The sequence below is a fragment of the Rhodococcus sp. P4_F3_2 genome (assembly GCF_056401335.1).
The window spans coordinates 64,391-73,660 of sequence record NZ_JBFUJN010000027.1; the positions used below are offsets into that span (position 1 = coordinate 64,391).

Annotated in this window: 9 protein-coding genes and 1 pseudogene; 2 read left to right on the top strand and 8 right to left on the bottom strand. The window is 63.0% G+C overall.

Annotated features, from left to right (window positions below; translation table 11 throughout):
* Positions 1–18: 18 nt before the first annotated feature.
* The 6 genes and pseudogenes from AC1DWA_RS25110 to AC1DWA_RS25135 all read right to left on the bottom strand — a co-directional run.
* Positions 19–642: pseudogene (locus AC1DWA_RS25110) on the bottom strand (ABC transporter permease); the annotation flags it as partial.
* Positions 617–1,519, bottom strand: coding sequence for a 2-aminoethylphosphonate ABC transporter permease subunit (locus AC1DWA_RS25115; RefSeq protein WP_182261086.1), 903 nt, complete (start codon positions 1,517–1,519; stop codon positions 617–619). The pseudogene AC1DWA_RS25110 and the gene AC1DWA_RS25115, both read right to left, overlap by 26 nt.
* Positions 1,516–2,691 carry an ABC transporter ATP-binding protein gene (locus AC1DWA_RS25120; RefSeq protein ID WP_020907382.1) on the bottom strand — a complete coding sequence of 392 codons (1,176 nt, stop codon included), beginning with the start codon at positions 2,689–2,691 and terminating at the stop codon, positions 1,516–1,518. The genes AC1DWA_RS25115 and AC1DWA_RS25120 overlap by 4 nt, the downstream gene beginning before the upstream one ends.
* Positions 2,692–2,693: 2 nt before the next feature.
* Positions 2,694–3,743: a 2-aminoethylphosphonate ABC transporter substrate-binding protein gene (locus AC1DWA_RS25125; protein WP_020969356.1), complete on the bottom strand. Its 1,050-nt coding sequence runs from the start codon at positions 3,741–3,743 to the stop codon at positions 2,694–2,696.
* Positions 3,744–3,768: 25 nt separating this feature from the next.
* Positions 3,769–4,446 carry a phosphonatase-like hydrolase gene (locus tag AC1DWA_RS25130; RefSeq protein ID WP_477845905.1) on the bottom strand — a complete coding sequence of 226 codons (678 nt, stop codon included), beginning with the start codon at positions 4,444–4,446 and terminating at the stop codon, positions 3,769–3,771.
* 25 nt (positions 4,447–4,471) lie between these two features.
* On the bottom strand, positions 4,472–5,599 hold the full coding sequence (locus AC1DWA_RS25135) for a TIGR03364 family FAD-dependent oxidoreductase (RefSeq protein WP_047888827.1): 1,128 nt from the start codon (positions 5,597–5,599) through the stop codon (positions 4,472–4,474).
* Between the two features lie 96 nt (positions 5,600–5,695).
* Between AC1DWA_RS25135 and AC1DWA_RS25140 the strand changes: the two genes are divergently transcribed.
* On the top strand, positions 5,696–6,439 hold the full coding sequence (locus AC1DWA_RS25140; RefSeq protein ID WP_051720809.1) for a GntR family transcriptional regulator: 744 nt from the start codon (positions 5,696–5,698) through the stop codon (positions 6,437–6,439).
* Positions 6,440–6,541: 102 nt separating this feature from the next.
* Positions 6,542–7,384: an SDR family NAD(P)-dependent oxidoreductase gene (locus AC1DWA_RS25145; protein ID WP_020969358.1), complete on the top strand. Its 843-nt coding sequence runs from the start codon at positions 6,542–6,544 to the stop codon at positions 7,382–7,384.
* A 23-nt stretch (positions 7,385–7,407) separates the two neighbouring features.
* On the opposite strand, the gene AC1DWA_RS25150 is transcribed toward AC1DWA_RS25145, so the two are convergent.
* Both AC1DWA_RS25150 and AC1DWA_RS25155 read right to left on the bottom strand, forming a co-directional pair.
* A complete protein-coding gene (locus AC1DWA_RS25150) occupies positions 7,408–8,535 on the bottom strand; it encodes an FAD-dependent oxidoreductase (protein ID WP_046378404.1) in 1,128 nt (375 codons plus the stop codon).
* Between the two features lie 9 nt (positions 8,536–8,544).
* A partial coding sequence (locus tag AC1DWA_RS25155; protein WP_477917164.1) for a TetR/AcrR family transcriptional regulator C-terminal domain-containing protein occupies positions 8,545–9,270 on the bottom strand: 726 nt, incomplete at its 5' end.

Below are 9,270 nucleotides of genomic sequence, written 5' to 3' on the forward strand. Positions count from 1 at the left end.
TGCTGTGCGCCTTTATTAACCGCGGGCGGTTAATAACAGTGCGATGGAAAGCCCGGCGGCCGCACCCAACGCTGGGAGCAGCAGCGGTAGCGTCACCCGCGTCAGCACCCGCACTGGGCCGGCGCCGAGTGATTCGGCAGCTTGACGGTAGGCGGGATCGAGCCGTTCGAGCGCGGCCGATACGGAACTGAAGGCAAAGGCAAGCACCAAAACCGTGTGAGCGAGAATCACGATCCATTTGGTGCCGCCGAGCAGTAGTGGGCGCTCGTTGAAAGTGATGAGCAGACCCAAGCCGATCGCGACCGACGGAACCGCAATCGGTAAATGGAATACGGCATCGGTGATGCGCCGCAGCCACATCGGTGCCTCACGAGAGGCCAGCGCGGCCCACGTTCCGACGATCAATGCCAATGCACCCGCGATGAATGCAGTCTGCAAACTGACGATCAGGCTGGCGAAGTTCTCGTCGGACAGCGCCGTGGAGAAGTTCTTGCCGCCGAGATTTGACGGAAGTGGACCGGTCCACGATCCGGCCAAGGCAGCCGCGACGACGGTGGCGATGGGCGCGACAAAAACCACCGCGACGACCAGGGTGAAGAATCCGAGTACGAGGGCCCTAGAGCTTCGTGTCCACAGCAGCACGGCTGCCTCCCATCAATCTGTTGAAGGTGAATCGGTAGAGGCAGTACAGGCCGAGTGAGAGTGCGACCTGGACCGTCGCGATCACTGCCGCGCCGGGCAAGTCGAAGGTGACGATGCCGCGGGTGTAGATGAGGACCGGAAGAGTTACGACGTCTTTTGCTCCGGTGAAGAGCACGATGCCGAATTCATTCAGTGTCATCAGAAGTACGAGCGATCCACCGCCCAGGAGGGCTGGCCACGCTTCCGGCATCACCACCTGCCGCAGAACTCGGACGGGTGACGCGCCGAGGCTGGCTGCAACGTCGAGCTGTTCACGCGGAATCTGGGTGAACGCGGCCAACAGTGGACGCACGACAAAGGGTGTGAAGAAGGTGATTTCGGCCGCGATGACTCCGAACGGAGTGTTCAGGAAATTTAGCGGGCCGCTCGCGTCGCCGGTAATGCTGATGATCAAGGCGTTGACGGCGCCGGCCGTGCCGTACAGAAACGTGAACGCCAGCGTGATCAGGAATGACGGCAGGGCGAGCACGGTGTCGATCAATCGCCCCACCACCTTGGATCCGGCGAATGGAACGAAGGCAAGCACCAAGGCGAGGAAGGTTCCCAGGATCAGGCACCCCAGAGTCGACGCCACGGCGATCTGGATGGTCCGCCAGAGTGCGGTCCTGAACAGTTCCGAACCGAGCACGGAGGACCACGTGGACAACCCGGTGCCGCTTCCGGTGCTCAGCGATTCCGTGAGGACACGCGCAGTGGGGTAGACAGCAAACACGAGGACTAGAAGCAGTGGCGGTAGCGTCCACCCGATCCGGCGCCACGGGATCGGGTCTTTGTGCTGGGGCACAGCGGTTTCGGGGCGTTCCAAGGTTGTCGTCATGGGTGGCGATCCGCCGGAACCAGGACACTGCCGTCCGTGGGCAAGACGACGCCCACTTCGGTGTCGACCGGTCGTTCGTCGTGCCCTGGAACATCCGCGTCGACGCGGACGTCGTCGAGGCCACGGACAGCCAGCGTCAGACGCGTCGTGGAACCGCGCCAGACGCTCGAGACGATGCGCGCCGGGAATGATCCTCGTGCGCCGACGCCGGTTACGCCTACCGCGTGTGGACGAACACACAGGTAGGCGTCCATGTCGGACTCCCATTCGATGTGCCCGATCTCGGGCTGCGGGGCGTGAGCGGTGAACGGCGTGCCACCGATCGAGACCAGTGCGGAGGTGCCGATGACGCGTGTGACGGTGCAGGGCAGCAGGTTCGCACCCCCGAGGAAGGCCGCGGTGAAGCTGGACGGCGGGCGTTTCCACAAGGCCTCGGCGGTGTCGATGTCCGCGAGTCTGGCGTTGCGCATCACTGCGATTCGGTCTGCGAGCGCCAGGGCTTCACTCTGATCGTGCGTCACATAGAGCATGGCTGTGTCAGGTAGTGCGGCGCGCAGTCTCGCCAGTTCGCCGAGCATGCTCTCGCGAAGTTGCGCATCCAGGGCGGCCAGTGGTTCGTCGAGGAGGAGTACTCCAGGGCGAATTGCCAAGGCTCGGGCGATTGCGATTCGCTGCTGTTGACCGCCGGAAAGCTCACGGGGAAGGCGCTTTCCGTACGCTGACATCCCGACCATGTCGAGGGCTTCGGCTACGCGAGGGCCGATCTCCGAGCGCGGCACGCGATGGGCTCGGAGTCCGAAGGCTACGTTCTCGGAAACTCGCATGTGCGGGAAAAGAGCGTACGACTGAACGACGACGCCGATACCGCGTTGTGCGGGAGGCAGATTGGTGACGTCTCGGGTGCCGAGCTTGACGGAACCGGACGTGGGGCGGACAAATCCCGCGAGGGCCTTCAGGGCGGTCGACTTGCCGGATCCACTGGGCCCCAGCAGTGCCACAGTTTCACCCGGTGCCACTCGCAGATTGAAATCGACGAGTGCATGGGTTGCGGTCTTCCCGCGGCCGTAGGCGACGTTGACGCGATCGAAGGTGATGGCCGGAGCGGAATGTTCGATCGCTCCGTGAACACCGACGGTCTCGGGGAGCGTCCGCCCCAGTCTGGTTCTTGCCATGATCAGCTCCCGGTGGCTTTCTGGTAAGCGGCGATGTCGGCGTCGAGCGAGCTGAGGACGTCGTTCCAGTTCGGGGTCCACACGTTGACGCCCTGCAGAACTCCCGACGGCGTGTTCTTGTCGGTCGATTCACCGGCACTGCTTCGGACGTCCTCGCGGACCGATACGCCGAGTGCATCGGTGGCGACGGTCTTCTGGGATTCTTCGGAGAGCAGGAACTCCATCAACTTCTTGGCTTGTTCGCTGCTCGGTGCGCTCTTGGCGAGGCCCATCACGTAGGGCAGTGCAATGGTGGTGCGAGTGCCGTCGGCTCCCGCGGGGAAGAAGATGTCGAACTTCGAGCCGTCGTCGGCGATGGAGGCGAGGTTCATCTGGACGTCACCGTTGGCGACCAGGAGTTCTCCGTTGCTGACCTTGGGCTGGAGCTTTCCGGTGGAGGACGAGGGACCGACGTTGTTGGCCTGGAGCTTTCCGAGGTAGTCGAGTGCGCCTTCCTTGCCCATCAGATGCTGGAGCAGCAACAACACCGCGGTACCGTCGCCGGCCTGGCCGGGCGTGGAGTACTGCAACTTGCCCTTGAACTGATCAGTGAGCAGGTCGTCCCAAGATTGTGGGGCGGGTGACGCAGTCGGATTGGCGATGAACGAGAGGTAATTCTCGACGACGGGTACGTATTTGCCGGCGTCGTCCTTCTCGTCCGCGGGAACGGCGGAGGTGTCGATTCCGCTGGGCTCGAGCAGACCTTGGGCGTCGGCCTTCTGGATGAACGGCGGCAGCGTGATGATCACGTCCGCCTGTGGGTTGGACTGTTCTTTCTCGACCCGCGAGACGACCTCGCCGGATCCGGCTTCCACGAGGTTGACGGCGATACCGGTCTGCGCGGTGAAGGCGTCGAATCTTCCCTTGTACCAACCGGACAGACCGTCGGCGCTGTAGACGGTGACGGTTTCGGTGTCTGATCCGGCAGCAGTGCCGGTGCCACCGCAGGCGGTGGTGAACGAAAGGACGGACACGGCGAGAGCGGCCGCAGCGATGCTCGGGCGTAGACGCATGACGATTCCTTTTTCGGAGGTGAGATCAGGAGTGGATGAGGAGTTCGGCGAACTCCGTCACGGACGGGACGATGTGGGTGGCTCCGGCGTCGCGAAGCTGTTGCTCGTCGTGTGCGCCGGTCAGAGTTCCGGCGACGATGGATGCGCCGGAGCGAACGCCGCTGAGCACGTCGTTGGACGTGTCGCCGAGTACGGCGATCTGGTGGACGTCGTCGATCGAAAGTTTGAGCAGGGCAGTCAGAATCAGGTCCGGGTACGGTCGACCGCGACCGGCCTCGGCGGGGGAGAGGGTGAGATCGGCGAGGGTTTCCCAGCCGAGCGCGACGAGGAGTTTGTCCTGTGTCGATCGGCTGAATCCGGTGGTCAAGGCAACTTTGATGCCGGCCTCGCGCAGTGTGGTGATCGCCTTCTCCGCGCCAGGGATCGGCTCGGCCAGGCCCTGGTCGATGAGGGAATCGTAAGTGGTTTCGAAGGCGGCGTTCGCGGCCTGGGCACGGTCTTCGTCACCGAAGATCGCCCGGAACACGACGATCTTCGACTGGCCCATGGTGTCGAGGACGTACTGGCGAGCGGCGTCGGCTTCCGGGCCTTCGGCAGGCAGTCCGCCGGCTTCGGCAGCGGCGGCGAACGCGCGAAGAACCAGTCCGTCGTCGGCGACGGTGGTTCCGGCCATGTCGAGAACGGCAAGGGTGATGGGAGACATGAGAAGTCTTTCTTGTCGGAAGGATTCAGAGACCGAGCTGGTCGGCGGTTTGTTCCGCCAGTGCCGGGCCGAGCGTCATGCCGCGGCCACCGGGACCGGCAACCACCCAGACGTTGTCGGCGGCTTGTGCGCGGTGAACAAGTTGTGAGGGGTCGAGGCACTGGCTGTAGACGCCCGCCCATCGCTTGACGATGGGCGGAAGATCGCGTCCCAGAAGTGTTTCCACGACTCCGGACAGATGGCGATAGGGCGCCTCGTCGACGTCGAAGTCGAAGGGCTCCTCGTATTCGTGGGTGTCACCGATGGTCAGACCGCCGTGCAAGCGCTGCACGCACAGGAGCTGCATGCGGTGCTCCTCGGCAGTCGGTTCCTGTGGCTGCACCGTGCGAAGGTGATCGAGGGCAGATCCGGCGAAACCGGGGTAGTAGCGGAAGCTGTCACCGTCAGCGATTGCGGTGGTGAGCTTTTCGCCGAGTGGGGCACTCTGCATCATCTGCAGGCGCACACGTCGCAACGGGAGATCGCCGGCGAGATCGCGGGCCAATCCGCCGAGTGTTGCTCCGGGGCAGACGATCACGAGATCGGCGTCGAAGTTGCGACCGTGGTCGTCGCGGACATGTACGCCGGAGGTTTTCGTCGTGATCTCGCGGGCTTCCGTTCCGGCGTGGAAGGTGTAACGGCCGGTGGATTCGAGGTAAGAACGGATGGCGGGGAGCGCTTGCCGTGACTCGACAGCGGCGTCCAGGGTGCAGTGCAGTCCGCCGAGAAACTTGCCCCGGAGCGCGGGGTTGACGACGCGAACGGCGTCGGGATCGAGAAGTGCGAACCCTCGGTTGTCGGCGTCCGGCCGAGCGAATGCTTCCTGCGCGACCGCGACCTCCTCCTCGGTGCGCATGAGGGTGATGGAGCCGGCCGGGCGGTATCCGACGCCGGGGACACGGGCGGCAAGGTCCGCCCACAGCTCGCGCGAACGCAGCGCGGCTTCGAGTTCGTGCGGAGCACGCCCGGATACCCAGACCAATCCGAAGTTCCGTACCGTTGCACCGCGGGCTTCGGGCTCGCGTTCGAGATGGATGACGTCGTGTCCCCGGCGGATTGCCTCGTCGGCGTGCGCCGTTCCGAGGATTCCTCCGCCCACAATCAAAATTCGCATGTAGAGATAGTGACGTTTGGTCTAGACCAATAGGGGGAATCGAGACGAACTCCAGGTTAACAATTGGTATAGACCGAATTCTTGTACGCTTGCGCCATGAATCAGCAGACGTCCACCGGGCCGGGGACCTCGAGCGTCGTGATCGAACCGGAGCTGAAGTACTACCGGGTGCGCACCGAGATCGAGACCATTCTCAGTGGGCTCGAGGAGGGCGACGCAGTCCCGTCCGAGCGGGAATTGGCGGCACGGTTCACTGTCGCTCGCGAGACGGTCCGTCAAGCGCTTCGTGATCTGCTTGTCGAAGGACGGATCGAGCGGAGGGGGCGGGGCACTGTCGTCGCGAGTCCGAAGTTGGTTCAGCCGCTCTCGATTCGTTCTTATACCGAAGGCGCACTGAGTGCTGGGCGAGTGCCCAGTCGTAAGGTTGTGACGTTCGAACGAATGTCGGCCGACGACGGTCTCGCCACGGAGTTGGGTATCGAGGTGGGCGACAGCGTCGTTCATCTCGAGCGTGTCCTCTTTGCCGACGGCGAGAAGATCGGACTCGAATCAACCTTCCTGCCGGACAGCAGGTTCGGTGAAATGCTCGACGCTTTCGATGCCACGACGTCGCTGTACGCGGCTATCCGTTCCATCGGCGTGGTCTTCGCCTCCGCAACCGAACGGATCGAGACGGTGCTCGCGTCACCGCGTGAGGCAACGCTCGTCGAGTCCACGACCTCGATGCCGATGCTTCTGCTGCACCGGACCTCCGTCGATCCGGAGGGTGTGCCGATCGAGCGCGTTCGTTCGCTCTACCGTGGTGACCGTATTGCCTTCTTGACGACTCTTCGCGAGTAGGAGGGGCGTCGAGGGGGTCTGCTGTTACCGGGAACGATAGGCACTCCCAGGCCCGTGGAATCTGTTCTGTACTGGACTCCATCAAACGGGAGGACAGTGAACATGGGTGACAAGAAGGTCTGGTTCGTAACCGGCGCAGGCCGGGGCATGGGAGTCGACATTGCTCAGGCGGCTCTTGCCGGCGGGCACGCGGTGGTGGCAACGGGGCGTGATGCGGACCGTGTTTCTGCAGCGATCGGTGAGCATGACGACCTGTTGGTGATTGCCTTGGACATCACTGACGAACAAGCCGCATATGCTGCGGTGGACACGGCAGTTGCGCGATTCGGTGGAATCGATGTGCTGGTGAACAACGCCGGAAACTTCTACGCCGGGTTCTTCGAGGTTGTCAGTCCGGCGCAACTTCGCGCTCAGATGGAGACCAACTTTTTCGGGCCGATCAATGTGACACGGGCGGTGTTGCCGGTGATGCGTAGGCAACGGAGTGGACATGTCGTGACTGTCAGTTCGCTTGCGGGCCTGGTTGGTCAGGAGTTTTGCGCAGCCTACGCCGCGTCGAAATTTGCGCTGGAGGGCTGGATGGAATCATTGCGATTCGACGTCGAACCGTACGGAATCGGGACGACGATCGTGGAGCCGGGATTCTTCCGGACCGAACTGCTTGTCGAGGGTGCGTCGTCGATCTGGCCTGAATTGTCGATAGACGACTACGACGCTCGGACTGGCAAGACCGTCGAAGCGTGGAAGAGCATGAACGGTGCCCAGGGTGGGGATCCGGTGAAACTTGCAGCGGCACTTGTGGCACTTGTCGATTCGCCGCTACCCCCGCGTCGGTGGGTCGCCGGCGCCGATGCACTGTCCGTGGTCGAGCAGAAAGCCCACCAACTGCTCGATGAAGTCGAAGCCCACCGTGGTTTGTCTTCGTCGCTTGCCCTCGAGGCATGACGACCTGATCCGAATTCGTCAGGTCACGGTTGTGAGTTGAACATGTCCAGGAGCCCCTGGGGTGCGTTCTCGCCGAAGCACATGTCCAGACCGTCAGCCGACTGTTGTGCCGATGCGGCGCTGCGTGGGAAGAGTCGTTCTTCGTAGGCAGCAAGTCCTTCCTCCGTGCCGCTATGTGACGCGATCGCCTCGCCGAGTTCGGCGCCGTCGAGCATTGCCAGGTTCGCGCCCTCTCCGGCAAACGGCGACATGACATGCGCTGCGTCCCCGAGCAGAGTGACCCCGGGAGTACGGCTCCAACTGTGCCCGATGGGAAGAGCATGGATGGGGCGAGGGGTCAGCGAGCTGTCCGCTTCGACGATCAGTGACCGCAGCGACTCGTCCCAGTCCGAGAAGTGTTCCAGCAGAATCTTCTTCGCAATATGATCGTCGGAGAAGTCGACACTCGCTGACCAGTTCTCGGGAACCCGCAGGGCGGCGTAGATGTGCAGACTGTTGTCGGTCTCACGGTGGGCAAGGAAGCCCTTGTCGGCACTGAGCGCGAACATCATTCCGCCGCCGACTGTTTCAGCGGCCTTCGCGTGCTGGTTGTCGGCGTCGTGAAGGTCGAACTCCACGAAAGATACTCCGGTATAGGCAGGAGTGGCGTTTGAAACCAGTGGGCGAATTTTCGACCACGCGCCGTCGGCTCCGACCAGGAGATCGGTGGTGAAGTGGGTGCCATCCACGAGGTGGACTTCATGCCGACCGTCCGGCAACGGATGGGCACTGCGGACCTTTGCTCCCCAGCGGATTGTTTCTTTCGGAATTGAGCTGAGCAGTAGGTCACGCAGCTGGCCGCGGTCGATTTCCGGGCGGTCGCCGTCTCCGGTGTCCTGCTCGCTCAGGTGCACGACGGCATTTCGATCGAGGACGCGTGTCTCTTCGCCGCCTTGATGAACGAGTGCGCGGAACTCGTCGTAGAGGCCTGCGGCACGAAGCGCGATCTGGCCCGAGTCTTCGTGGATGTCGAGCATCCCGCCTTGGGTCCGAGCTGTTGGTCCGGATTCGAAATCGAATACCGCCGAATCGATTCCGCGGAGATGGAGGACTCGGGCGAGGGTGAGGCCGCCGAGGCCGGCGCCGATGATTGCGATGGGGTAGTGGTTCATGGTGGGTTCCTAAGAAGTGAGTGGAGTGTTCTCGATGCCCGTGATGAGCGTGCGGAATCCCCAGGAGAGGCGCGCGGTGGGTTCACCGGCAAGTAGAGCTGTTGCATGGCCTGCGACGAGTGGGTGCGTCTGCGGGTTTGCGTTCCGGATTGCGTCGGTCAACGCGCTCCATTGGGCATCCGAGTCGGCAGAATTGTTCGGCGCCGAGTGTTCGGCAGCAGTGGACGTCGCGTACTGCAGCAGCAAGTCCACGCCCCACGCGGCTTGACCCGAAGGGACTTCGCCTTCGTCGAGCAATGCCAGCAGGCGCTCGAGCAGGCGTACGTAGTGAACTCCGCTGGGCCGGGAAACGAGAGCCGACTGGGCAAGGCCGGGATGATCGAACAGTATGGCCGTGTAGGACGTCAGCACCCGTTCGAGGCGCGCTTGCCAAGTGCCGGAGGAATTTTCGGCGAGGTCCACGACTCCGAGCAGTTCGTCCAGAACGGCGGCGTGCAATTCGGCGGTATTTTGAACGTACACGTACAGCGACGCCGGCCCGGTGTCGAGTTCGAGGGCGAGTCGACGCATGGTCAACTTCTGCAACCCCTCCGACCGCAAGATTTCCACCGCGGTACTGACGATGCCCTCGCGTGTCAGAGCGGGTTTGGCCGGACGATTGCGTCGGCTCGATGGACTTGCTGGCTGATTGGGCATATTTTCACGGTACACGAACATGTTCGTAACGAACATGTT

Coding starts and splice junctions, on each gene's coding strand:
- AC1DWA_RS25145 (WP_020969358.1), top strand. CDS start 6,542: ATGGGTGACAAGAAGGTCTGGTTCGTAACCGGCGCAGGCCGGGGCATG.
- AC1DWA_RS25120 (WP_020907382.1), bottom strand. CDS start 2,691: ATGGCAAGAACCAGACTGGGGCGGACGCTCCCCGAGACCGTCGGTGTT.
- AC1DWA_RS25130 (WP_477845905.1), bottom strand. CDS start 4,446: ATGTCTCCCATCACCCTTGCCGTTCTCGACATGGCCGGAACCACCGTC.
- AC1DWA_RS25115 (WP_182261086.1), bottom strand. CDS start 1,519: ATGACGACAACCTTGGAACGCCCCGAAACCGCTGTGCCCCAGCACAAA.
- AC1DWA_RS25135 (WP_047888827.1), bottom strand. CDS start 5,599: ATGCGAATTTTGATTGTGGGCGGAGGAATCCTCGGAACGGCGCACGCC.
- AC1DWA_RS25125 (WP_020969356.1), bottom strand. CDS start 3,743: ATGCGTCTACGCCCGAGCATCGCTGCGGCCGCTCTCGCCGTGTCCGTC.
- AC1DWA_RS25150 (WP_046378404.1), bottom strand. CDS start 8,535: ATGAACCACTACCCCATCGCAATCATCGGCGCCGGCCTCGGCGGCCTC.
- AC1DWA_RS25140 (WP_051720809.1), top strand. CDS start 5,696: ATGAATCAGCAGACGTCCACCGGGCCGGGGACCTCGAGCGTCGTGATC.